The sequence below is a fragment of the Neobacillus niacini genome (genome assembly GCF_000759675.1).
In the GTDB taxonomy this organism is placed as follows: Bacteria; Bacillota; Bacilli; order Bacillales; family Cytobacillaceae; genus Neobacillus; species Neobacillus niacini_A.
This window is the reverse complement of record NZ_BAWM01000021.1, coordinates 51,511-74,760: the sequence shown is the minus strand read 5'-3', so window position 1 is coordinate 74,760 and position 23,250 is coordinate 51,511. Positions and strand designations below refer to the sequence as shown.

Below are 23,250 nucleotides of genomic sequence, written 5' to 3'. Positions count from 1 at the left end.
CGACTTTCCTGTTAAATTCCCCTTCTTTCTTCAACGAAAAAACGTATCAGCCACTATATTGCTAAATTCTCTTAAGTAATGAAGGTAATTACTGCCTCCGTAGTTATATCGCTTATTGAACATTTTGGCGACAACTAGATTGTATTCTGGAATCACTAATAGAGTTGGCCCGGTAATACCTAGTATTTGGTATGAACCTTTAGGGACTCTTTCACCCAATTCACTTTTTAGAGCTGGTGTATCCTGGACATACCAGAACAAGCCGTTTTGTGGCAATTCTTTATTTTTATAATGACGATTTTGAACTTGAGTCGCCAATTGAATCACTTCTTTTGGAACGATCTGCTGCCCATTGTTTAAATGTAGATTGCCCCAAAGCGCAAACTCACGTGCAGAGGTATGCAGATTTGATTCCATTCCATCATTTGTAAGCCCCACTGTATAGGAAGCAGGTTCGTTAGGATTATCAATGACCTGTACCAATTTTTCATTCGGTTCTGTTTGCCAAAAGGTTTCCTTGAATCCTAGTGGTCGAAACACTCTTTCTTCCAGGAGTTCCGGAAATCTTTTACCATAAAGCTTGTTAATCAGCTCAGTCATCATTAAAATGTTAATTCCCTTGTACGCCCACCCTTCGCCAGGCTCAAACTCTCGAATAATCGTTCCGTCCTCAGCTTCATGTAAACCGTGAGAATGGGTAACTAAATGCCTGATCGTCGTTTTCCCCAGCAGCTCCTGATCGAAACTTTCAAAATATTGAGCTGCAAGGTCATCCAAACTATTAATTTTGCCTTCATAGAGTGCATAAGCTATAACTAAACCTAAGTAACTTTTTCTTGCTGAAGCAACATTAAATTGAGAGCTTTCATCTACTGGCCGAGAATTAGCTGTGTTGGAATGATAGCCGCTATAGTGCTCTAAGACTATCTTGTTGTCTTTTATGATAACGAGTGCGGCCCCGCTGCTATGATTTCGTTCCTTTATTTCTTCCAAGTACGATATTAGTTTTTGAAAAATAGTAGTCACACACCTTTCTACTATTCTTTAATTCTATATTTAATTACTTTTATCCTTTAGGATTTAAATTGGGAGGTTAAACATGGAGAAATTGCTTGAAGAGTATAGTCATGGATACCAGTTGCTGAGGAAAGCCATTGAAGGATTGACTGAGGAAGAGCTTCGTTTTAAGCCTGAGGCTGACAAATGGAGCATCCATCAGATCCTCATCCATGTGGCAGATTCCGAATTGGTATCAACCCAGAGGATAAAAAAGGTTTTGTCGGAGGAGGCTCCGCTTTTGAATTCGTTTGACCAGGACGCCTGGGCGAATACGTTGGGGTATGAACAGCTAGACCGCGAACAACATCTTCTCCTGTTCAAATTGCTGCGCTCCAGCATGCTGCCTATTCTGGCGCAACTGCCGGCACAACAATGGGAGCGCGTGGGGGTATATGCCGACGCTGGTCCATTCACAGTTAAGGAATTGCTAGAATACCGCGTCGAGCACGTCCTAGGGCACCTTGCTCAGATTAAACGGGTGAAAGAGGCATATCGGGAGAGCCAAAAATAATAGATTCTTGTAACACTTACTTGCACACTTGAATATATTATATCAGACGGGAGGCAGCACCTCGCGTCACATGGACTGACTTTAATAGTCAGTATTTTTTTTGGAAAAATGGCAGGAAGCCTATCACTTTTATCGAATACTATGCAGTGAATAAAGGAGGCATGCAGATGAAAAGTCGCCATGAAGTATTTTTTACCCAATTAGAAAGCTATCGAAGTGAAATTTTAGGAGTACTAGCGAATGTAACTGCGGCCGAAGCGGAAGTAATTCCAAAGGGATTCAACAATAATATTCGCTGGAACCTCGGGCATATCTACCTCGACCAATATTTGTGGATCCAGGCTGTAACGAAAGAAAAGACCGGTGTTCCCGAACAATTTAACACTTGGTTTGGCTATGGGACCTCCCCTGCTAACTTCACTGCTGATACACCTTCAATGGAGGAGTTAAAGAATCTACTAAAAGAGCAACCTTCTCAAATCAAAGCAGAATACGGTAACCGACTAGAGGAAGAGTTCCCGCCAACAGAAATGGGCATGCATACCATCGAGCATGTTCTGGTTCGAACCATTTTTCACGAAGGGATGCATTTACAGACCATTCTGGATCTGAAAAAATGCATGAGCTAAGCACAAAAGAGGACACCCTCTCTTGTGCTAACTCCAAATTTCATTCAATTTATCAGAATAGAAATGAATCGCTTTTTTATAATGTAGGATGTCATCGTCTGTTGTCGTATCAATCAAGCATGTAAGCAGGATCTCCATTGCACGGTCATGCACTTTTAAATTATATAGGACCATTGAATAGAAAACTTGAAACGCCAGATTGTTTGGAAATAACTCGATTCCCTTTTGAAAAACGGTTTTTGCTTTTCCATATTCTCCCAATGCCCGGCAGGAACTCCCTAACCCTAGCATCGCTCCCTCTAAATCCTTGCCGGACAGCCCTAGATCAATTGCTTTTTCATAAAAGGGGATGGCTTCTTTTTCCATCCCTAATAAATCAAAGCTCCAGGCACATTGGTAGTTGACATAGGCATCCGTTGGAAACTCCTCCACTACTTTTAAAAGTAATTCGTTTGATTCCTTTTCTTTCCCTTCATGACGTAATTCAATGGCTCTTATCACTTCATTTTGCATCGAGTTCACTCCTTAGTGGGTCTAGCAGTTTCAAATTAATCCCTCCAGTGAATCGGTTACCGCTTTCCATGCCGAGGACGAAGGATCGACAACCATGAAGTGTTCCGCATCTGGAAGTGTGACCAAACGGACACTATCGCCAAGCTCTATTGCCCTCCGATGATACCCAACACTCAAGGAGACTGGAACATGGCGGTCTAACTCACCATGAATTAAAACTTGCTCCACATTCATGGGCAGCAATTCAATTGGAGACGCAATCGGTAACTCTTCAAGTGAGTCGCCAAGGAACGCTGTGACGGGACTAGTAATTGCTCTTTCAGTATGTATCTGCAACATTTCGTTGAGGTTGGAAACCCCCGCGAGGCTGATGATTCCTTTTATCGAAACAACCAATGGGCTTTCCTTTTGATTCAAAAGCGATCCCAGCAAAAGAGCCAAGTGCCCTCCCGCTGAATGCCCGATAACCACCATTCTTGAGAGATCAAGTTGATAGCTGTCTTTAAGCTGGTCTAGATGGTTGACTGCACTGATCACATCGTGAAAAGTGCCCGGCCACGCTCCGCCTTCCTCGCCGATTCGACGGTACTCTATATTCCAAGTCGCATAGCCACGCTTCGCCAAATCTTTAGCAAGCGCGTCATTTTCATCAAGACCATATTTCGACTGCCAAAAACCGCCATGAATACTTACCACAACTGGACAACTTTCCGATGTCTTGGGCCTGCGCAACACACCAAATTGTGACGGGTGCTCCCCATATGCTATTTTAATACTCATGAACAAAACCTCTCTCACTCTACAAATTATCAGCTATCCCTTTTTCGAGGAAAAATTAGAAATTCCTCGATTAACTTGGGGCGTTAAGCCAGTTTCTCGAATTACTTATGTACTTTGAGCAATATTGACAATTCTATGAATAACAGACTGAATCTCATCACTGTTTGTAATTTCAAATAAATAATCTGCCTCATCTTTTGTTGGTTCTAATATATCACCTATATGAGACTCAGCTTGTTGCCTAATCAGCACTTCCTCAAAAGAAGAAGCACTCCTAAATATAGTTTTACTACGGCGACTTTCTGCGACTCGTTTTCGTAGGATATGTTCAGGAATATCAAAATTTACGAGAATGTTGATAAATCCCATTTCATGAAAATGTTTAAGTAGTTCTAAACGTCCTTTGCGAATACGATTTGAGTTACATAGAATAAGATGAAATTTAGTCTGCTCCACAGCATAATCTACAATCGTTTGAGTGATCGCGTACTTTATCGTATTAGTCCCTTGTTTCGGCAATAGTTTTTTATAATAGGTGTTGATGAATTCAGCATGGTTATCTTGGTCAATCACAAGTGAGTTGGACAACTCTTGCTCTAGGGCTCTAGCAAATGTTGTTTTTCCACTATGTGTTTTACCAACTGTTATTATCACGAGCCTTTTCATTCAATAAGCCCCCAATCTTCAACTCTTATCTCTAACATCCGTTTCTTCTTTGATAAATTCGATTATTTCTCCATTCGGCGTAATTTTCACTCCTGCTAGAAAACCCGAATAGGCTGCACCCGTATCAATATTCCATGAATGGCTGCCCGCATCATACATGGGCTCATCGCATGGCGTATGACCAATAATTTGCAGTTTTTGAATGTTCTTTAACGGACTTCGATTCCAAAGTACACTAAATCCATCGTCTTCCTTAAATGGATCCGCTGCTTGCTCAGCGATTCCCGCATGACACACAAACAGGTGATCATTTTCCCAAAATAGCGGCAGCTCACTCATCCACCTAACATCACTCTGACAATCTATTCCTTCTGCCTCGTACTGCCTTAGCGTTTCCTCCCCGCACTGCCTCAGCCAATTATGATTGGGGTGATTCATAAAATGATCAATGATTTCAAACTCATGATTCCCCCTTAAAAAGATCGCTTGTTCAGGATAATTCTCTCTTAATTGCCTTGCCAGCTGCACCATCTGAGGCGAATTCTTTCCTCTGTCAATGATATCCCCCAACTGAATAAGCACTTCATTCTCTTTATTCCAATGTTTCGTAATCATTTTTTTAAACGTATGATAGCAACCGTGTACATCACCGATAACAAAATAATTCATTGTTGGTGGTACTCCTTCTCCAAAAATAAAGGCAATTCAGCTAGATCCTCCACTACACAATCCCCTACAATCTGGTTCCATTGAGGATCTTTCTTCCAAACTCCTATCATCCCTACATTCTGAGCCGCTTTTACATCATTGTCAGGATGGTCCCCAACATAAATACTCTCGTGGGGTGCTACATTAAGCTGCTTCAATGCTCTCTTAAAGATATCGGGATCTGGCTTTTTTATTCCTTCCCATTCTGATATTAAAATACGATCAAAATACTCTTCGATCCCTAATGCCTTTATATTATCAAGCTGAAACTGCCCTCTGCCATTTGTAATCATGCCTAATCGAAGATTCCTACTCCTCAACTCTTCCAGCATGGGGATGAGATTAGGAAATGGAACGCAATGATTTTTGAATTCAGCGATATAATCTTGAAGCATCTCTTCCCAAGTGATTTCCGTTATTTGAAATTCAATGACCAGTTGCTGATACACTTTATCCTTCCACACATATCCGCGTTGATCTAATTCAATAAATCTCTTTATGTAGTTCTCTCTTGGAATATGGCCAACAATATTATTCAACCTGTCATATTGGCTATGAATGAACCCTTTTACCGACTCATCTCGATCTAACAACGTTCCATCTAAATCAAATAACACCGCTTTAATCATTTTGAGCACACTCCCTATCCTTATATTCTTCTTTTTAGGGGGATGAAAGTCCTGCTTTAGCGATTAAACCGCCGACTTTGGCGAGTAAATGGTAAAAATCCGCGAGTAAATCACTAAAACTCGCGAGTAAAAAGGGGTTTTACTAGAAAAGGTATCTTTACATGATTATAAATTCCAAATAAAAGAAATATAATGACTTAAAAACTCCCTCGAACTTAGAAAAATACCAAAGGCAATGACCTGAGCCCGGCGTTCGCCAGGCTTTTTTGAAATTTTGTTGATGGGGAAATCGGTTTGGCACGTAAAAGAGGATTTCGGCACGTAAATTTGGAAAACGACACGTAAAATCCAAAATCGGCACGTAAATATAAAAAAAACACCAGGTTCGCATCCACGAACCCAGTGTTTCTATTATGCAGCCTGTTCGATCATTGCCTCACTGACCTGTTTACGTTTAAACGAGATCGTAAAGTAGATAAATGTGACAAGCATGAAACCAGCGATGTAGGCTAGCAAGATGGCGTTGTTTTGCCACATGAATGCAAAGTCGCCGCTTGAGATCACTGCTTTAAACGCTTGGACACTGTACGTCATTGGGAAGAATGCGTTAAATGGCTGCAGCGCCTCTGGAATTAACGCAAGTGGGAAGGTACCAGCGCTTGTGGTTAATTGCATGATCAAGATGAGAATGGCGATAAAACGGCCCACATCCGCTAACGTTGTGACGAGCATTTGGATCAATGTAACGAACACCATGCTTGTTAAGATTGTTGTCACGATAAACAATGGCAAGCTTTGTACTTCGATTCCAAGTCCAACGAGTAACACAAAATCGACTAATAGTGCTTGGAACACACCTATGATTGTAATGACGCCTAACTTACCTAAAAACCACTGTGTCGCTGAAGCTGGTTTTACGGCTGGTTCTCTTAGGCCGAATACGATTGAGATGATAAGAGCACCAACAAAAAGACCAAGTGAGATGAAATATGGTGCAAAGCCCGTACCGTAGTTTGGCACAGTGTTAATCTCATTTTTATCAACTTTCACAGGTTCGCCCATCATATCAAATGTGTCATCATTCGCTTGTACACTATTCGCCGCTTCAGCCCCGGCTGATAGCTTCTCATTTAATTCTGAGGTTCCGTCCTGCAATTTTTCTGAGCCTGCTTGTAATTCAGCAGATCCTTCTGCAAGCTTACCAGTTCCTTCAGTTATTTTACCTGCACCCGCAGACAGTTCTCCCATACCAGCTGTCAGTTGGTTGGCACCCCCATTTAGTGCGGTTGACCCTGTATAAAGCTGGTGGATTCCTTGCTGTAATTTCACCTGGTTGGCATTGATTTCACCGATTCCGCCAATTAACTGATCAAAGACAGGATCAGTTTGTTTTTTCAATTGAGATTCTAAACCAGCAGTCGCTCCAAGCAATTGTCCATTTACCTGCGTTTTAAATTGCGAGAAGCCCTGGTGTAATCCAGGTTTAATTGCCTGCGCAACCTGCTGTTGCACTTCTTCCTTAGTTGGTGCATCCTGTTGTTCCATTATTTCTGTCACTTTGTCAGCTGGAACTCCATTAGCGATTAACGCCGCTGCCAGCTCCTGCATCTTTGCTGTTTGCTGTGCGATCATTTGGTCAGCAATCTGTACGGACAATCCTGCACTAATCTGTGTTTCAAACTGATTGATACCTTCGTTTAATTTTTCAGTACTTCCTGTTAACTGGGAGTTGATTTCAGCTGCGATTCCAGCTGGTAACTCTTTTTTAATCTGCTCGGCCCCCGCTTGTGCTTTTTCGGTGCCTGTCACCAGCTGCGGCAGCTTTTCATCTACTTCCTTTAACCCTTGTTGGATGGCCGCTGTCCCTTTTGCTACTTCATTGGAACCCGTCGCCGCACTATCCACACCTTCTTCGAATTCAATCGAATTACTTGCTAAGAGCTCAAGGTTTTCCTTGATTTGCCCTGCTCCCTCGTTGAGTTTTACCGAACCCTCGTTGAGCTGGTCAGCCCCCTCACTTGCTTTGCCTAGCCCATCACCCATTTCTGTTACTTTTTCAAAAATGCTTTCAGAGTAGGTTGTGACTATCTCTTTAGAAATCTCCGCTTTGATTTCCTTCATTGCGGTTTCACCAATTTGCGCAGATAGGAAGTTTGCCCCTTCATTCGGCACATACTTGATTTGCAGCTTTTGCGGCTGATCCTCAAGCAAGGTTGTCGCATTTTTCGAAAAATCACTCGGAATTTCCACTAGGATATAATACTTTTGATCCTCCAAGCCTTGGTAGCCCTGCTTCTTATCCACTATATCAAAATCAAACGTATTACTTTTCTTCAAGTTTTTTACCAGGTCCTCACCAATTTCAAGCTGCACACCACCGAGCTCGGCCCCCTTATCCTGATTGACAATCGCCACAGGCAGGTCGCCTAAATATTTATAAGGATCCCAAAACGCCCACAAAAACATTCCTGCATATAAAACTGGAATAAAGAGGATGGCGATGATGGGAATGAGAACCTTCCGATTAGAAAGGATAGTTTTTAATTCTGATTTAATACCTTTCATGTTGATAACCTCCTGACTATTTTATTCACATGGTCATTTTTGTTTTTTAATAATGACCATTTTATTCAAATGGTCATTATTTCTTAAAAATAAAAGACTCATTTAGTTTAACAAGCCTTTAAGTAAGTAAAGTTCAAAGAGCGTAACTATTTCTTCTTTTTTTAATGGTGGATGGTTCCTTTGCCAGTCGTTAACCAAGGAAAAGTACATCTTCAGCATCACAAAGGCCGTGACCTCAGGATCACAAGTTTTGATTTCACCCTTATCAATTGCTTTTTGAATAATGGCTTTCATGTACTGGATGATTGATTGCTCTACTCTTTGCATTGCTTCGACAACGGTTTGCGTGCCCATATCACGTTCTTCCTGAATCAATTTAATCGTTAACTGATGCGATTTACGAAACTCATGAACCCGGCTTAACACCCTGTCCACATTTTCAAGAATCCAAGCTGAATCATCCATTGCGCTTTCCACTTCGAATCGAATATCAGCGATAAGCGAATTGATAATTTCATCAAATAGCTCTTCCTTCGTTTTGAAAAAGGTATATATTGTTCCCTTCCCCACATTGGCTAACTTTGCAACCTGATCCATCGTCGTTGCCTTATATCCATACAAAGAAAATGACTTAGCCGCCGCCTCAATAATCAACTTCTTACGATCAATCACTGCCACATCCACTCACCTCACTTCTTAAAAACTGACTAAAAAACTAATTTGGTCATTTGCACGAAAAATAATATATCATATCGATTTTAAAAAAGCAACACACTGAAATTTTCTTTTTTAAGAATTTTTTTATCTTGCAGATTTTGTCAAAATGTTTTATGGAACAAATCACCATTTACTTACGTCTTATTGAGTAGAGAGAAAAGGAAATAACTGGGGGATCATTTCGATGAAAAAAGTTTTAATTGCGTTGTTTATTGCGCTGGTTTTGTTTTGTGCTACAGGTGGCTTGGAAAGGTTCGCTTCTGATATAGAAACACAGGAAACTGGGGTTACCGAAAATATAGATTCAGTAGAAAATTTATAATAAAGGTATTCCAGTCCTAGTACTGCTGGGGCTGGTTTTTGCGTGTCATGCCGCGACACAATCTTTAATTTGGACATACCTTGTTAGTGGGACTCTGTGAGCCTGGGCGAAGTCGCCATTAAATGAGTGTACAAGCGCTAGATTTAAGTTTGAGGATAGAATAATAAGAAATTCGAAGCTAATCAAAAAAATATCAATAATGTAATCCTTATTATCAAATTGGCCAAAACCCGGTAACACCACTGACCATTTCGCTGCTGCATAGGGGGATTTATACCCATGTCTTTGTCTCATATTGCCCATCCTCTATATTACCTGCTTCATCCTTGGGTCTGGGGGGGTTTTAAAAACATTCACAGAATTTGGTGTTTTAGGTTTATCAGGATAATTAGCGCTCGGGTACTTGGAACTATATTTCCATTTGTATGTATAAGAGAATGATAGATTGGTAAGAATGTGGGTAGGAACGAATCTTAAGGGGGAACGAATCCATGAATGAAACTAAATTGCTATTATCACAATTTGCTAATGATGAAGGCTTCGAGCTTACAAAATACCTCACTCACTTGTTTGAATACGTCTCACACCAATTGGCACAGAATCCACCTTTGAACACAACCTCCGAAATGGAAAATACCTAAGCCCAGGCGTTGCAAAATGCCTGGACTTTTTTTGTTTGTGGTCGAATTTTTGCATTCGGCACGTAAATTAAAAATTTGGCACGTAAATGTGAGATTCGGCACGTAATCCCCGGAAACGGCACGTAAATATTATTTTTCTAGAAAAGGATTTCATTTGGTATTTTGATCTATGATCTCTACACGATGAAATGACCTGAAACGTAGATATAATCAAAGACAATTACCTATGCCCGGCATGCGCCAAGCTTTTTTTACTGCTGGGGATCGGATTGACACGAAAAATTTGAATTCGGCACGTAAATATACGACGATTTTTTTAATAAAAATGCTTGTCTTGAATAGAAATCCCTTTTTCTCTCCTCGAACGGCCAATTTTTGGGTATAATATAGGAATATGGATTTTTCTAAAAAAGGGGGTCGTGACTTTGGGGTCAACGACTGCTAATGAACGGATTGAACTTCTTGCAGAAGAGATTAAAGATTTGCTGCATCCGCATGATGCTGATGATGTAAAGCTCGTTCAAAAGGGCTTAATGCTGTATCGGCAAGGGTTGGTCAAGCAATTACAAATATGGAATAACCAAATTACGGCGATGGTACAGGACGTGACGCCTTGCCACGTGAAGCTCAATTTTGCCTTTCTGGCTTCGAGTCAGTGTACTTGTCCTCACGAGGGACTGTGCCGCCATCAGATGGCTGTATTTTTTGCTGCTTATGCAAAGGTCGGCAGCGTGGCCGATTGGGTGGCGGAGTGGCGGGAACCGATGAAAGAGAAGAATGACGTTGCGACCTGGGGGCTTCAAAAGGCAAAAGATTTGATTAAGGCGAACGGTGTGATGAAGCCTGATTATGGGCGCTGGGTCGAATCGTTTGAAGTCAGCTTCGACACGATCCTTAATTCAAAAAAGTATTCGAGCCCTTTTATTATTGCAGAGCTTTTCAATATTTACGAACGGCGGATTAAAGCGAGTGCTCCAGTGGAACAGGAATGGCGCTTGTTATATGAAATGGTCGGGATTGTGGTTTCGTTTAAGAAGCTGGCTGCTCTTACAGAGAAATCAGGGTTTGCTGAGGATGTAGTAAGACGCGCGTACCTCTCTGTGTTCCATAATTTAATCGAGGATGCAGATGAACTCGTCTTGAAAATTGGCGTTCAATCGCTGCCGTTTGACTTCGACGAGTTTATTTTAAAATTAAAGGACGAAGTGTTTGAACTGCTTACAGTTTCTAAGGAACTTGAGCAGGAACGTGTCTATCTCTACCGTCTCCTCTGGACCAACCTTTTTAAAAAGAAGGAATGGCGTGATCAAGAAATCATATTGATTAATGACCGGATGAAGTCCCTACAGGATTGGGAGAATCCAAATCCGCTAATGGTTGCAGGGATTCATATCAGCTTTTTGCAGCAAAAGGATGAACTGGCATTAGACTTGATTAATAAAATTGACGATAAGGTCATCACACCCTATTTGCTCCATTGGGTTGACCTATTATCACAAACGAAAGCATGGAAACGAGTTGGACCGCTAATTGAGCTGTTTATTTCCAAACTTAAAGGCTATTTAGATTTCCTAAGAACCTATCATACCTGTGCGTCTTTTACTCGATCGGCGCTTAAGGCTATCGCCCCTTACGTCTCTGAGAACGGGAAAGTGGAATTGTACGAGCGCGCCATGCTCGCGACTTTGCCTTACAGCTATACGGAATATGAATTTATGTTGTTTGAACGCAGGCAGTTCGACAAATGGGGTGATCTTCAGGCGTTCATGGGCTGGAATTTTTACGACCTGCCAAAGGAACGCGTAAAGGTAATCGAAAAGGAAAAACCGGAGGTACTGCTCGGAATGCTGCACCAAACCGCGCTGAACGAAATCAATCAAAAAAACCGGTCCAGCTACAAAGCAGCTGTCCGGCACCTAAAAAAACTGCGTACATTATACAAAAAAATCAAACGAGTCGACGACTGGCAATACTTCCTCGACAGCCTAATGGAAAAAACCAAAAGACTCCGCGCCTTCCACGAAGAATGCAAACGGAGCAAACTCATAGAAGAATAGTGTGGAATAGGCGGTGCCTGTCACCGCCCGTGGACACTGTCTTTCTGTGGTGACAGGCACCGCCCGTGGACATTGTCTACCTCAGGCGGACAGTATTCGTCCAAATATTCCACATTTTTTAGGTAGTTCGGACTTAAAATATGTTTTGGACTTTTTTTCTAATGTTTTGGACTTTTTATCTAATGTTTTGGACTTTTTTAGAGGACTTTTGGATATTTTTTTAGGGGTTTTGGACGTTCAGACAATATATGGAAATAAAAATCCTTATTTTGTCCACTGCACATCACCCCACCCTAGTAAAAGGAGTAACCTTACGATGCTGAAAACTAGATTTGTTAAGCTTCTGACAATTAAATTGGCTGATGGCCGTTATCTTCTGGCTGCTGAGGATGAGCACGGGTATGGTTTGCCTCCTTCTGAGTGGAAGAATGTGCTGTTCAGCCGTCATGATGAGAGCTTTTTTGGCACGCTTCTAGAAACGGAGTCTGTGGATGGCATCGAGGGTGTTGTGGTTACAGGCTGGCACCTTGTCTCTCTTTTTGCAAAGGAGTCGTTCAACCGGTTTATTGACTGGGACTGGAGTGATCAATCAGAGATTTGTTTAGCTGCGGCTCACTCTCTCCATGAAGGAATTCTCGAGAAGGACTGGCTTCCTGACTTTTCCGTTTGGGAAAACGGCGACTTCCGCTGGCAGCTTCCTGTCCGGGTTGTAGATGAGTTCGACCCTTCTTTTTGGGATCAGGAAGTCAATCCACGAGATGAAGCTTCTGAAACCGTACAGGAATTTATCTCAGATTTATACGACCATGCCCTGGACGCCTATTTAACGCGAAATGCTTCCATGAAAGAGTTGTTTGGACCAAAGCTTGCTTTACTCAGAAAACAAGGTATTTCTGGTGCTGAACTGGCACGGTATTTTGACGAGGAAACCTGGCTTGAATGGGTCGGAATCAAGGAAAGCGACACTCCCTTCACCATTGGTCTGAGGTTAGAGGAACCCCTAGATGGAGAAGGTCCTTGGAATCTCGATGTCTTTTTGCGTGGTAAGAAGAATGTCGATGATGTTTATGGATTGGATGCAAAGCTCCCTGCACGATGGAAACCCTTTTTGGAGAGAGTTGACCGTGAGCAAGGTCGCTGGGCAAGGTTAATACCATGGCTATGTGAGGACGGAGTAACATTGAAATCTGGCCTCACAGAGGAAGAAGCATGGATGTTTTTGACAGAGGCCAGTGAAACCCTTGTGGCTTTGGACGTGGAGATACTACTACCTGCCTGGTGGCAGGCAATGAAGAATGCCAATTTAAAGGTGAAGGCGTCACTAAAAGGTTCATCCAGCCACCGCCCGTCATTTGTCGGGCTGCAGGCTATGCTTGATTTCAACTGGCGTTTTTCCATGAACGGTGTCGACCTGTCCGAGGAAGAATTCGGCCAGCTTGTCGAAGAAAAACGTCGACTTGTGTTTATTCGCGGACGTTGGGTTAAGCTGGACCCAGGATTTATTCGACAAATTCAGGATTTGATGAAGCGTGCCGAAAAGGAAGGCTTGCATGTAAGGGATTTACTCGAGCAGGAGCTTGTTGAGACTCCTCCTACTGAAGATGAACTAGAAAACCCGAAAGCCTTCGCGCGTATTCAAATTGAATTGAACAGCCAATGGAAGAAAATGATTAAGCAGCTTTCTGAAGCACATGAGATACCAATGGAAGAAGTTCCTGCAGGGCTTCAGGGCGAACTCCGCCCGTACCAGCAGCTAGGAATGAGCTGGCTCTGGTTCCTGCGTCAATACGGATTTGGTGCAGTCCTTGCTGATGACATGGGGCTTGGAAAAACAGTTCAATTAATCGCGTATCTATTGAAGGTTAAAGATGAAATTGGAGCACTTCCTGAAACGGTGACAGGTACCAAGGACGGAGATCCTGAAAAAGGTTCCAAAGTAAAGAGCTCCTCCACTGAAAAGACGCCTGTTAAGGCTGCATTGATTATATGCCCGACATCTGTACTTGGTAACTGGCAGAAAGAGCTTGAGCGTTTTGCTCCTGAGATTAATGTGTATTTGCATTATGGTTCGAACCGACTGAAGGAAGAGGATTTTACGGAAAAGATCAAGGATGTAGATGTTGTCCTAACTTCTTACGGACTGAGCCATATGGATTCGGAGGAGTTTGAGTCGATACTCTGGAGTTCGATTTCGATTGATGAAGCACAGAATATTAAAAACGCAGGAACTAAGCAGTCAAGGGCGGTGAGAAGGCTTCGTGGAAGCCATCACATCGCTTTGACCGGTACTCCGATGGAAAACCGCTTATCAGAGTTATGGTCGATCTTTGATTTTACCAACCATGGCTATCTTGGCAGCTTAGGGCAATTTCAGAAAAAATTCGTCATTCCGATTGAAAAGGATGAGAAAAGGGAAAAAGTTAATGAACTTCAGTCGCTAATCCGTCCGTTCCTTTTGAGAAGGACGAAAAAGGACGACGAGGTTGCCCTTAACCTTCCTGACAAGCAGGAACAAAAAGAGTACTGTCCGCTTACAACGGAGCAGGCTTCGTTGTATGAGCAGCTTGTCCGCGATACCTTTGCAGAAATTGAAAAGCTTTCGGGCTTTGAGCGCAAGGGGTTAATCCTACAAATGCTCAGCAGGCTGAAGCAGCTTTGTAATCACCCTGCTCTCTATCTTAAGGAAAAATCAGCTGACCGGCTGCTCCTAGATCGCTCGAATAAACTAGAAAAGTTAGTTGATCTTGTAGAAGCAGTTTTAGAGTCAGGCGAAAGCTGTCTGATCTTTACTCAATATATTGAAATGGGCGAAATGATTCGCTCGACAATAAAGAATAAGTTTGGCGTTGAGGTGCCGTTCCTAAACGGAAGTGTACCGAAGACACAGCGTGATAACATGATTGAGCGTTTCCAAAACCAGGAGTTCCCAGTGTTCTTGCTTTCCTTGAAAGCAGGAGGAACCGGATTGAACCTGACGGCTGCCAATCATGTTATCCATTACGATCGCTGGTGGAATCCAGCAGTCGAAAATCAAGCCACTGACAGAGCATATCGGATAGGTCAATCCCGATTCGTTCACGTGCATAAACTCATCTGTACCGGCACACTAGAAGAAAAAATCGACGCCATGCTAGAGAAAAAGCAGCACCTAAACGACCAAATCATCCAAAGCGAAAACTGGATCACCGAACTCTCCACAGACGAACTCAAAGATCTGGTGTATTTGGGGTAATTGGTATTATTTGGTTAATTATACAGTAATGTATATTTGGTGACAGGCACCGCCCACGATGAAATGAAAAAAGAGATCAAACATCTTTTAAGGATGTCGGATCTCTTTTTTCATTTACTATTGTAAAACGACGATTTTCACGGTTTTTCTGCCCCATGCAATTGCATGTGCATTGTCTGGCATTACCACATCAATTTTATGGCCTTTGATGGCGCCGCCGGTATCTCCAGCAATCGCCACACCATAACCTTCTACCCATACCCTTGAACCTAATGGGATAACAGATGGATCAACTGCAATTAATTTTATATTTGGATTTTCTTTTATATTGATGCCCGTTGCTGTTACACTTCCTGAGGATTGCCAGCTGTAAGCAGTCGAAGTGACATACATTTCTTTACCCGTCGGTGCTGGAGTTGAAGGCGGTGCAGGACTGTTAGCAGCTGCCATTGCTCTCGCTGCATCTTGTTCTTGACGAACTCTCGCTTGTGCCTCTTGCAACTGCGCTTGAATTCCTGCCATTTCTTGGTCAACTTGACTATACTTTTGTTGCATTACCGTTAATGATTCTTGTCTCTTTTGTAAATTCATATCAAGTTCAGCCTGATGTTTCGCAAGGTTTTCTTGTTCTACGGCTAGCTGTTCTTCTTGCTTGGCAATTTCCTTCTTATCTTCTTCAATTTGCTTAAGGTCGTTTTCTTGGTCAATCATAATATCTCTATCAGCGTTTAACAGAGTCGTTACCGCACTTGCGCGTTGAATTAAATCTGCTACACTTTCAGATTCTAACATTACATTAATCACGACATTTAGTTTATCATCCTCTTGTAACGCCACTAATCGATTTTTCATAACACCTTTACGGTTATGAATTTTATCCTGAAGGACAACGATTTCCTCTTTTTTCTTTTCAATTAATTGATGGGTTGCAGCAATTCTCTTTTGAGTTTCTGCCAAAGCTTCTCTATTTTGTGTAATATAAGTTTGTAATGATTCCATCTCTTTTTTTATATTTTGGATTTCATTATTAATAGAGTTCTTTTCATTCGCCTTTTGTTCAAGCTCTTGCTCAACGTTATGTAAAGTTTCCTTACTTGATTGTGCATGTGCCACAACGGTACCTGACACCAATAATACGCATGTTAGAAACATGAAAATCATACGCCTTAAAAGTTGCATACGCTTTCCCCCTTCTCTATTAATCTATTTATACCATGACAATGTACCAGTTATATTACAAAAACATTAAAACTCTATCACAAATTGTCATATAACAGTGGAAAACAACTCAAACAGATGAGAAATATAGGTAAACCTCTCGGTGCCTGTCACCACTCGTGGACATTTCGCCCTTTTTGTCCGCGTGGGGTGGACAGTGTGTTTTTAAATGTAATATTTACGCTAATGGGTGGTATGTATATGAGGTTTTTTACACGCGCATAGAGGGGGAAATTGGGTTTTTATTGTCTAAATTGTGAAGTGGATGGTGCATTTTGGTTTCTGGTTAACTATTCTGAGCACTTAGGTAGAAACAAGAAAAGGACTCCGGAAAAACTCCGAAGTCCTTTCGATTAAATTTGTCATTCTTTTATAATATTAGGTGATGCGGTTAATCTTTTATTCCAGGAATGGGATGTTTTTTCCCATCACCTTGATCCTCGTCTTCGGCGATTACTTCATGCTCCTGGTGGAATACGATCGGTGACTGCCCTGTAATCTCATCAAATGGTGTGTAATTCGCCGTAATATTCTTTTTTAATACGAACATCTTGAAAAATCCAATTAACACGATAACGAAAATAACCAAAGGCAACCCGACTGCAGCAAGATTTAGTATATTCAACGCAACAACCCCATTTATTAAATTTTATTAGGTTATTTTTCGGTATAATACATGATTCAAATTATACCTGACTTCTTCGAACTTTAGGAGCTCGAAGAAATTGATTTTTGTTTAGGCCTCCAGCTTCTTACTAGCAACCAAAACCCTTGGGTCTACTTTTTCTCCTAATCTGATTCTTTTTCTGCCTGAAAGCATTAAGAACGCGACTTTGTTGTCGTCCATAATGGCGAAGTTAGTGAATATATCGTAAGCATCTTCTTCGGAAAGTGGCTTTTCTCCTTCGATCAGCTGCAATGACTGGTGATGACAGTTAAATTGGGAGTTATTCTCACGGATATGAATGGTAACTCGTGTTTGGTGAAGAGGGATAGAATGGTAGGTCAGGTTTGAAGATAGGTGATTAGACTTTTTTGAGAGTAACATGGCATCGTAGAATTCTGGTTTCCCTTTGATATGCATTTCCAAGTGACTCGGTCGTTCCCCTATAAAAATGAGTAAGTTTGGCATCGGTTTTAATGACCTCCAGTTAGACAAATATTTACATCATTTTTTATTATTCGACAATAATTTTAATACTCCTTTTTTCCTATATTGTTATCAAACTATTAAATGTAAAATATGCATTTTTTTCACGCAAACCACCATGCGTATCACACACATTCGAACTATGGCATTTCTTTTACCGTTAAGTTAAAAAACATAAAAATATCTAAAAAAGTAGGCCGCTGATCTATTATCAGCGGCCTTGAAAAATAAAACACAGGGGGTTTTGTACTAGTTTGTCCCACTGTACAAAATTTATTCATTTCTAAAGGCAAAAAAATTCCGGCGCTGCCCGGCCGGAAAATGGGGATGATTTTGGAGGCTGTTGGTTTTTCTTTTAACTACGGAACCTCTACTTTCGGGGGGAAATTTTAAAAAGGAACCAAAATTTGATTCTAGGTTTACTAAAATCATCGTTACCTTCCAATAACTTATTTTTTAGATATGAGTTCTAATTTAATTTTTTCAAAAATGAACTGAGATATTGTCGTGAATTTCGGATGTAGTGTGTGTATGCGGATGTGTGGGGTAGTTTCTGAAGGGGCCGTCCTTTAACTGCCCTTTCATAATCCATTCTAGCTGGCTGATTCTTTTCTGGAGACTGTCCATGTTTTGGTTCATCTCAATCATTCTCTTTTGCAGGTAGTCGTTATTTTTATTGGCCCTACCCACCATTTTTATCAAACTTTCAAGCAGCTGTTCTAAGCTGTTAGCAACATCATCGTGATCAGGCAAAAGGCAACTCCTCCTTTATAACCGTTACGGCTGGTGGTGGTTCAGCTGGGGTATAACTCGGTTTTGCACCTAAGAAGCGAATTGACTCGGCCACTACCTCTGTTACATAAACTCGCTTCCCCTCTTTGTTATCATAATGCCGTGTTTGCAGCCTTCCTGTTACTCCTACAACGGATCCCTTCCGGCAGTATTGGACAGTATTTTCTGCAGCTTTTTTCCAAATTGTGCACTGTACAAAGTCTGCTTCAATTTCCCCATGCTGGTTTCGAAATTGGCGGCTAACAGCCAATGTCACAGAAGTAACAGGCAGCCCATCAGTTGTTTTTCTCAATTCCGGATCCCGCGTAAGTCTTCCAACAAGCGTGACTTGATTGATCATATGTTTTCTCCTCTCCTTTTGATGGCTTAATCATAGACCCTCTGCACCCTTGCTGTAAAACGGTGAAATTCAGATTTTCGAAGTGTTATTTGTTCCAAATTCAATTTTTCACCTTGGGCAAAAAACTAGTTTGGAAGGGCAATTTTTCGTCAAAAGACTTAATTGCAAAATACGACAAATATTTTTCGACATTTGTTTCCAGCACTATTATGTTATAATTTAGAAAATGTGATCGAGAATCGATAACCGGAGGTATTGCAGATGAAAACCTTTAAGTTAGTCGCTTTGGAAGTTGTTGAGGATGGAAATACCGTTGAAATCCCATTAGAAGATGGATTAATTATCAATAAAGAAAACGAACGAGCTAGCTGGCTGCTTGAAGCCTATACAGATTTATCCCTTTATGACTACTTCCAAAAAATCCACGAGCAAAGCCGCGAGGTAATTGTACAAGCGGTTATCACCAAGCGCGAAAATGCTCCTGCCTATTTCCAAACCAAAATTGCTTCACTGAACAAATTCGAGAACCACATAAGCGTCTTGTTTGAAGGGCAGTTACGCCGTAACAGAAGTGATTACTCTGAGCTTTTGCTCGACAGCCTGCTTGAAAAAGGTCTAGGCGGTCAAGCTTTACTTGAGGAATTTAAGGATAAAATGAAAAGTAAACCGAAATTAAAGATAAAACACGAATAATGAATGGGCAGGCTGCGAAAGCCTGCCCTACTTACTTTTATTCGTCTATGTTGTCGCGGTCTTTCCTATCAATGTCGTCTTCGATGATTTCTTCCCGTGGTGTATTTCTGTCTTTGTCCGGGTCTTTGTCAGTAGGCGTGTTGATGTCTTCGCTTCTAGGGAAGTGATCGTTGTTTAACCCGTTATTGTTGTTATAACGAGTATTCGTGTTGTTTAACCCATTATTGTTGTTATAACGTGTGTTTGTGTTGTTTAAATCGTTATCGTTGTCTAAGTTGTTATCATTATCAAGTGGTGTATTGTCTCCATCATTCACCACCGGTGGCGGCGGATTTTGATCATTATTATTGTTACAACCTGCTAACATAAAACCTGATAGAAGCGCACTTGCTAGCAATAAAAACAGCTTTTTCTTCAAACGTAAAAGCCCCTTTCCATAAGAAAAATATTGACCCCTTTACTGGTCTTAAGTTATTTTCCCCAAGTTTTAAGGGACTATTACAAAAAAAAATAATCGGAGAATTCCCCGATTATTTCCCTAATGCAAATGTTATTTCTGCTTCACAGGCAATTTCTCCGTCCACTGTAGCCACTGCTTTTCCTTTTCCAATTGGTCCGCGCAAGCGCACAATTTCTACTTCTAGTCGCAGCTGGTCACCCGGTTTCACTTGTTTTTTGAATCGGCAGCTATCAATTCCAGCGAAAAAAGCTAATTTTCCGCGATTTTCTTCTTTTTTCAATACGGCAACAGCTCCCACCTGCGCAAGCGCCTCGACAATTAGCACACCTGGCATCACGGGATAATCAGGAAAATGACCATTGAAAAACTCTTCATTTGCTGTTACATTCTTGATTCCAACTGCCTTTACCCCTTCTTCTACCTCTAAAATTCTATCTACAAGTAAAAATGGATAACGATGGGGAATAATTTCTTTAATTTGTGTCACATCTAACATATTTAGTACCTCCTCATAGGAACAGATATATACATTTTACTATTAAGAGTATACAAAAAGGAAGGGCTTGTGAGCCCTTCCTCGTTTATTTTTTTTCAACTAAATCAATAATATGTGTCCAGGTGGATACTTTCAACACATCCCACGCTTTTCCATCCCCGAGCACACCATAGCCAATCGCAGCACCTGCTACCATAGAAACCCCAGTAAAGATGACTAAAAGAATAATTCTAAGCCATATTGGAATAAAACGGATCCGAATCCGCTTATTAGCATATTCCTCTTTTTTGGCACTTTGAACTTTAGAAGCTTTTTGAGTGGTAGAACCATCTACAGCTTCTTCTTTTATCTTCTTTTTATACTCTTCCCTCGACTTCACCTGGTTTAGATGATTAATTGACATCTCTTTATTCCCCTTTAACCGAAATCCATCTATAGTATTGGACATTTAGTTTGTCCATTCTTCTGCTGTTTTTTTCGTTTTACTTAATATTATACTCTATTTTAAAAAATAATTAGGAATTAGTCAGTAGTTTTTTAGCAGAAAAAGTATTTCCATGGCAAAAAGTGGTGAAAAATATTGGTAGGTGCCGGTCTTGTAATTTTACCTGCCGATTGAGATACATTACCTGCCAAATTTCATTTTTACGTGCCAAACCAATAAAAAAAGCCCAATGATTTGTGGTCATTAGACTTTGTCCTACCAGTTTATCCAAGTTTTCTCTTCGGAATTCGGTCAATATTGTCGAGCATGATGCCTGTTCCGATGGCAACGCAGTCCATTGGGTTTTCGGCCACTAAGACTGGAACTTTGAGCTCGTCTGCAAGCAATGCGTCGATTCCGTGCAGCAGGGCTCCTCCGCCTGTTAAGATGACGCCGCGGTCGATGATGTCGGCTGATAGTTCTGGTGGTGTGCGTTCAAGAACGCTTTTTGCCGCCTGAACGATTACGGACACAGACTCGCGTAATGCACCTTCAACTTCTTCTGAACGGACCGTAATCGTACGCGGTAAACCGCTGACCATATCACGTCCGCGAATTTCCATTTCTTCCGAGCGTGATCCTTGAAATACGGTTCCAATGTTGATTTTAATATTCTCAGCTGTACGTTCACCGATCAATAGCTTGTACTCACGCTTGATGTGATTGAGGATTTCCATGTCAAACTTGTCGCCGGCCATTTTAATGGAGGATGAAGTAACGATATCGCCCATTGAAAGGACCGCTACATCCGTTGTTCCGCCACCGATGTCCACAACCATGTTACCACTAGGTTGGAAAATATCCATCCCAGCTCCAATCGCTGCCACTTTCGGCTCCTCTTCTAAGTAAATCTTCTTTCCGCCGCTTTTTTCCGCTGCTTCTCTTATTGCTTTTTGCTCAACGCTTGTGATGTTCGTTGGACAGCAAATCAGAATGCGCGGTTTCGATAAAAAGCCCTTCACGTTCAACTTATTTATAAAATGTTTTAACATTGCTTCTGTTACGTCAAAGTCTGCAATTACCCCATCTTTTAACGGGCGAATCGCGACGATGTTTCCAGGTGTACGTCCTACCATACGGCGAGCTTCCTCACCAACAGCAAGAACACGATTCGTATTTCTATCTATTGCTACAACAGAAGGCTCATTCAATACAATTCCGCGGCCTTTTACGTGGATTAACACGTTAGCCGTTCCCAAATCAATCCCAATATCCCTAGCAAACATTCTCTTTTCTTTCCTCCTTGAAACGGTCATACTTTCCTAATTGTTAATTCTACCATATTCCTTAAAATTTCCATACTTTTTACCTAAAAAACGTAGAAATTTGTCGGAAAAAATTTATTGAAAGAAAATGCCCGCCTTTTCAGCCATTAAAAATGGCCCTTTCCCTGACATTCTTAGAATGCTCCAAGAAGTCATTTGAAAATGGCCATTTCAAAACATTTTTTCTTTTGTAGCGAGAGTTCTTCTGAAAATCGGCCTATTTAACGGCCTCACCTTCTTTTTCTTCCTTCTGATACTTCATTTTCGTCGCTTCTCCACCCCGGAGATGTCTGATCGATTTATGATAATCTAAAATTTCTTTTACTTCATTTGCAAGTTCTGGATTTATTTCAGGAAGCCTCTCTGTTAAATCTTTATGGACAGTACTTTTGGATACGCCAAACTCCTTCGCAATTACACGAACCGTTTTTCTCGTCTCCACGATATACTTTCCAATCTTGATAGTTCTCTCTTTGATGTAATCGTGCACACCACTCGCCCTCCCTAAATTGGATGTGAGAAGTGCGAAATGAGACCCGCTTATCACTAAGACAAATACTGCATCAACAAAGTGTCCGCCTCAGGTGGACAGTGTCCACGAGTGGTGCCTGTCACCCTGCGCCATTACAATGAATAATCATGTCCCCAACTAAATCCATAAAAGCCTCAAACGACTCTTCACCTCAAACACTCTCTTTGTAAAGGTTTGTAACCATTTTATTAGCTTGGATACGGGAATATGCACGAATTATCCAATCAGGACAAGATATCATGTATTTTTTTTGAAAAACAGGATACTTTCATCGAAAAATAATTTCTAAGTTGCCTTTTTCGACACCACTGCGAAAATGCTGTAATGCGCATTCTATATAGATTTTAAAAGAAATATAAAAACCCTCACCGAATATTTCCTGAGAAATTTGTCGTGACAAAATGTCGAATGAAAATTTTATTGAAAATAATTTTATTTTATAATAGACGAGTAGACAGGAAAGGAATTGACCTATGCAGCCTTTTACAGAAAGAGTTATTGAGATAATAAAAGCTATTCCCGAAGGCAAGGTTATGACCTATGGACAAATAGCCAGAGAGGCTGGGAGCCCGCGTGCCGCACGTCAGGTTGTCCGGGCACTGCACTCGATGAGCAGGAAGCATCACCTTCCCTGGCACCGTGTCGTCAATGCTAAAGGTCAAATTGCCCTCCAGGATGATGAGTCCTATCATGAGCAGCTCTTCTCACTTGAGAGTGAAGGAATTGAAATCGGGCTGAATGGAATCATTGACCTTGAAAAATACCAATACCACCCATCTTAAATGGGTGGT

General features: G+C 41.3%; 26 protein-coding genes. 8 read left to right on the top strand and 18 right to left on the bottom strand.

What is annotated here, in order from left to right; genetic code table 11:
* Nucleotides 1-30 precede the first annotated feature (30 nt).
* A complete protein-coding gene (locus TR08_RS13225) occupies nt 31-1,017 on the bottom strand; it encodes a serine hydrolase domain-containing protein (RefSeq protein WP_045519047.1) in 987 nt (328 codons plus the stop codon).
* Nucleotides 1,018-1,099: 82 nt separating this feature from the next.
* Between TR08_RS13225 and TR08_RS13220 the strand changes: the two genes are divergently transcribed.
* Nucleotides 1,100-1,570: a DinB family protein gene (locus tag TR08_RS13220; RefSeq protein WP_045518805.1), complete on the top strand. Its 471-nt coding sequence runs from the start codon at nt 1,100-1,102 to the stop codon at nt 1,568-1,570.
* Nucleotides 1,571-1,737: 167 nt separating this feature from the next.
* Nucleotides 1,738-2,199: a DinB family protein gene (locus tag TR08_RS13215; RefSeq protein ID WP_045518803.1), complete on the top strand. Its 462-nt coding sequence runs from the start codon at nt 1,738-1,740 to the stop codon at nt 2,197-2,199.
* Nucleotides 2,200-2,226: 27 nt separating this feature from the next.
* Here TR08_RS13215 and TR08_RS13210 read toward each other — a convergent pair whose 3' ends face one another.
* The 7 genes from TR08_RS13210 to TR08_RS13180 form a co-directional block, all read right to left on the bottom strand.
* On the bottom strand, nt 2,227-2,712 hold the full coding sequence (locus TR08_RS13210; protein ID WP_045518801.1) for a tetratricopeptide repeat protein: 486 nt from the start codon (nt 2,710-2,712) through the stop codon (nt 2,227-2,229).
* A 30-nt stretch (nt 2,713-2,742) separates the two neighbouring features.
* Nucleotides 2,743-3,492: an alpha/beta hydrolase family protein gene (locus TR08_RS13205; RefSeq protein ID WP_045518800.1), complete on the bottom strand. Its 750-nt coding sequence runs from the start codon at nt 3,490-3,492 to the stop codon at nt 2,743-2,745.
* A 105-nt stretch (nt 3,493-3,597) separates the two neighbouring features.
* Complete coding sequence (locus tag TR08_RS13200) at nt 3,598-4,158, bottom strand: ATP-binding protein (protein ID WP_045518798.1); 561 nt, start codon at nt 4,156-4,158, stop codon at nt 3,598-3,600.
* A gap of 18 nt (nt 4,159-4,176) precedes the next feature.
* Nucleotides 4,177-4,827 (bottom strand): metallophosphoesterase family protein, encoded by a 651-nt coding sequence (locus TR08_RS13195; protein ID WP_045518796.1) that lies wholly within the window; start codon nt 4,825-4,827, stop codon nt 4,177-4,179.
* Nucleotides 4,824-5,495, bottom strand: coding sequence for an HAD family hydrolase (locus TR08_RS13190; protein WP_045518793.1), 672 nt, complete (start codon nt 5,493-5,495; stop codon nt 4,824-4,826). The genes TR08_RS13195 and TR08_RS13190 overlap by 4 nt, the downstream gene beginning before the upstream one ends.
* A 411-nt stretch (nt 5,496-5,906) precedes the next feature.
* A complete protein-coding gene (locus tag TR08_RS13185; RefSeq protein ID WP_045518792.1) occupies nt 5,907-8,060 on the bottom strand; it encodes a YhgE/Pip domain-containing protein in 2,154 nt (717 codons plus the stop codon).
* A 102-nt stretch (nt 8,061-8,162) separates the two neighbouring features.
* Nucleotides 8,163-8,732 carry a TetR/AcrR family transcriptional regulator gene (locus TR08_RS13180; protein WP_370576306.1) on the bottom strand — a complete coding sequence of 190 codons (570 nt, stop codon included), beginning with the start codon at nt 8,730-8,732 and terminating at the stop codon, nt 8,163-8,165.
* A gap of 229 nt (nt 8,733-8,961) precedes the next feature.
* Here TR08_RS13180 and TR08_RS32530 point away from each other — a divergent pair, with 229 nt between their 5' ends.
* The 4 genes from TR08_RS32530 (at nt 8,962) to TR08_RS13165 (ending at nt 15,029) form a co-directional block, all read left to right on the top strand.
* Nucleotides 8,962-9,099, top strand: a complete 138-nt coding sequence (locus TR08_RS32530; protein WP_193747738.1) for a hypothetical protein — start codon at nt 8,962-8,964, stop codon at nt 9,097-9,099.
* A 491-nt stretch (nt 9,100-9,590) separates the two neighbouring features.
* Entirely contained in the window at nt 9,591-9,740 is a 150-nt protein-coding gene (locus TR08_RS32525) for a hypothetical protein (protein ID WP_193747737.1), read from the top strand.
* 425 nt (nt 9,741-10,165) lie between these two features.
* A complete protein-coding gene (locus tag TR08_RS13170) occupies nt 10,166-11,797 on the top strand; it encodes an SWIM zinc finger family protein (RefSeq protein WP_045518790.1) in 1,632 nt (543 codons plus the stop codon).
* A 316-nt stretch (nt 11,798-12,113) separates the two neighbouring features.
* Nucleotides 12,114-15,029 carry a DEAD/DEAH box helicase gene (locus TR08_RS13165; protein ID WP_045518788.1) on the top strand — a complete coding sequence of 972 codons (2,916 nt, stop codon included), beginning with the start codon at nt 12,114-12,116 and terminating at the stop codon, nt 15,027-15,029.
* A gap of 117 nt (nt 15,030-15,146) precedes the next feature.
* Here the strand turns inward: TR08_RS13165 and TR08_RS33580 are convergent, their stop codons facing one another.
* From TR08_RS33580 to TR08_RS13140, 5 genes are all read right to left on the bottom strand, one after another.
* Nucleotides 15,147-16,208, bottom strand: coding sequence for a 3D domain-containing protein (locus TR08_RS33580; RefSeq protein ID WP_045518786.1), 1,062 nt, complete (start codon nt 16,206-16,208; stop codon nt 15,147-15,149).
* Between the two features lie 430 nt (nt 16,209-16,638).
* Complete coding sequence (locus TR08_RS13155) at nt 16,639-16,872, bottom strand: DUF3951 domain-containing protein (protein ID WP_045518784.1); 234 nt, start codon at nt 16,870-16,872, stop codon at nt 16,639-16,641.
* A gap of 111 nt (nt 16,873-16,983) precedes the next feature.
* On the bottom strand, nt 16,984-17,379 hold the full coding sequence (locus tag TR08_RS13150) for a hypothetical protein (RefSeq protein WP_045518783.1): 396 nt from the start codon (nt 17,377-17,379) through the stop codon (nt 16,984-16,986).
* 501 nt (nt 17,380-17,880) lie between these two features.
* Nucleotides 17,881-18,150 carry a hypothetical protein gene (locus TR08_RS13145; protein WP_045518781.1) on the bottom strand — a complete coding sequence of 90 codons (270 nt, stop codon included), beginning with the start codon at nt 18,148-18,150 and terminating at the stop codon, nt 17,881-17,883.
* Entirely contained in the window at nt 18,143-18,529 is a 387-nt protein-coding gene (locus TR08_RS13140; RefSeq protein ID WP_045518780.1) for a single-stranded DNA-binding protein, read from the bottom strand. Before TR08_RS13140 ends, TR08_RS13145 begins: the two co-directional genes overlap by 8 nt.
* Before the next feature lie 261 nt (nt 18,530-18,790).
* Between TR08_RS13140 and TR08_RS13135 the strand changes: the two genes are divergently transcribed.
* Nucleotides 18,791-19,222: a YwpF family protein gene (locus TR08_RS13135; protein WP_045518779.1), complete on the top strand. Its 432-nt coding sequence runs from the start codon at nt 18,791-18,793 to the stop codon at nt 19,220-19,222.
* 37 nt (nt 19,223-19,259) lie between these two features.
* On the opposite strand, the gene TR08_RS13130 is transcribed toward TR08_RS13135, so the two are convergent.
* The 5 genes from TR08_RS13130 to spoIIID form a co-directional block, all read right to left on the bottom strand.
* Entirely contained in the window at nt 19,260-19,640 is a 381-nt protein-coding gene (locus TR08_RS13130; RefSeq protein WP_045518777.1) for a hypothetical protein, read from the bottom strand.
* 112 nt (nt 19,641-19,752) lie between these two features.
* Nucleotides 19,753-20,178: a 3-hydroxyacyl-ACP dehydratase FabZ gene (gene fabZ, locus TR08_RS13125; protein ID WP_045518776.1), complete on the bottom strand. Its 426-nt coding sequence runs from the start codon at nt 20,176-20,178 to the stop codon at nt 19,753-19,755.
* An 85-nt stretch (nt 20,179-20,263) separates the two neighbouring features.
* The gene (locus TR08_RS13120) at nt 20,264-20,581 is read right to left on the bottom strand and encodes a DNA-directed RNA polymerase subunit beta (RefSeq protein ID WP_045518774.1); all 318 of its coding nucleotides are present in this window, start codon (nt 20,579-20,581) and stop codon (nt 20,264-20,266) included.
* Nucleotides 20,582-20,886: 305 nt separating this feature from the next.
* The gene (locus tag TR08_RS13110; protein WP_045518767.1) at nt 20,887-21,888 is read right to left on the bottom strand and encodes a rod shape-determining protein; all 1,002 of its coding nucleotides are present in this window, start codon (nt 21,886-21,888) and stop codon (nt 20,887-20,889) included.
* Between the two features lie 256 nt (nt 21,889-22,144).
* Nucleotides 22,145-22,417 (bottom strand): sporulation transcriptional regulator SpoIIID, encoded by a 273-nt coding sequence (gene spoIIID / locus TR08_RS13105; protein WP_007086083.1) that lies wholly within the window; start codon nt 22,415-22,417, stop codon nt 22,145-22,147.
* 515 nt (nt 22,418-22,932) lie between these two features.
* Here spoIIID and TR08_RS13100 point away from each other — a divergent pair.
* Entirely contained in the window at nt 22,933-23,241 is a 309-nt protein-coding gene (locus TR08_RS13100; RefSeq protein WP_045518765.1) for an MGMT family protein, read from the top strand.
* Nucleotides 23,242-23,250: the final 9 nt, after the last annotated feature.

Coding starts and splice junctions, on each gene's coding strand:
- TR08_RS13220 (WP_045518805.1), top strand. CDS start 1,100: ATGGAGAAATTGCTTGAAGAGTATAGTCATGGATACCAGTTGCTGAGG.
- TR08_RS13215 (WP_045518803.1), top strand. CDS start 1,738: ATGAAAAGTCGCCATGAAGTATTTTTTACCCAATTAGAAAGCTATCGA.
- TR08_RS13210 (WP_045518801.1), bottom strand. CDS start 2,712: ATGCAAAATGAAGTGATAAGAGCCATTGAATTACGTCATGAAGGGAAA.
- TR08_RS13205 (WP_045518800.1), bottom strand. CDS start 3,492: ATGAGTATTAAAATAGCATATGGGGAGCACCCGTCACAATTTGGTGTG.
- TR08_RS13200 (WP_045518798.1), bottom strand. CDS start 4,158: ATGAAAAGGCTCGTGATAATAACAGTTGGTAAAACACATAGTGGAAAA.
- TR08_RS13195 (WP_045518796.1), bottom strand. CDS start 4,827: ATGAATTATTTTGTTATCGGTGATGTACACGGTTGCTATCATACGTTT.
- TR08_RS13190 (WP_045518793.1), bottom strand. CDS start 5,495: ATGATTAAAGCGGTGTTATTTGATTTAGATGGAACGTTGTTAGATCGA.
- TR08_RS13185 (WP_045518792.1), bottom strand. CDS start 8,060: ATGAAAGGTATTAAATCAGAATTAAAAACTATCCTTTCTAATCGGAAG.
- TR08_RS32530 (WP_193747738.1), top strand. CDS start 8,962: ATGAAAAAAGTTTTAATTGCGTTGTTTATTGCGCTGGTTTTGTTTTGT.
- TR08_RS32525 (WP_193747737.1), top strand. CDS start 9,591: ATGAATGAAACTAAATTGCTATTATCACAATTTGCTAATGATGAAGGC.
- TR08_RS13165 (WP_045518788.1), top strand. CDS start 12,114: ATGCTGAAAACTAGATTTGTTAAGCTTCTGACAATTAAATTGGCTGAT.
- TR08_RS33580 (WP_045518786.1), bottom strand. CDS start 16,208: ATGCAACTTTTAAGGCGTATGATTTTCATGTTTCTAACATGCGTATTA.
- TR08_RS13150 (WP_045518783.1), bottom strand. CDS start 17,379: ATGCCAAACTTACTCATTTTTATAGGGGAACGACCGAGTCACTTGGAA.
- TR08_RS13140 (WP_045518780.1), bottom strand. CDS start 18,529: ATGATCAATCAAGTCACGCTTGTTGGAAGACTTACGCGGGATCCGGAA.
- TR08_RS13135 (WP_045518779.1), top strand. CDS start 18,791: ATGAAAACCTTTAAGTTAGTCGCTTTGGAAGTTGTTGAGGATGGAAAT.
- fabZ (WP_045518776.1), bottom strand. CDS start 20,178: ATGTTAGATGTGACACAAATTAAAGAAATTATTCCCCATCGTTATCCA.
- TR08_RS13120 (WP_045518774.1), bottom strand. CDS start 20,581: ATGTCAATTAATCATCTAAACCAGGTGAAGTCGAGGGAAGAGTATAAA.
- TR08_RS13110 (WP_045518767.1), bottom strand. CDS start 21,888: ATGTTTGCTAGGGATATTGGGATTGATTTGGGAACGGCTAACGTGTTA.
- TR08_RS13100 (WP_045518765.1), top strand. CDS start 22,933: ATGCAGCCTTTTACAGAAAGAGTTATTGAGATAATAAAAGCTATTCCC.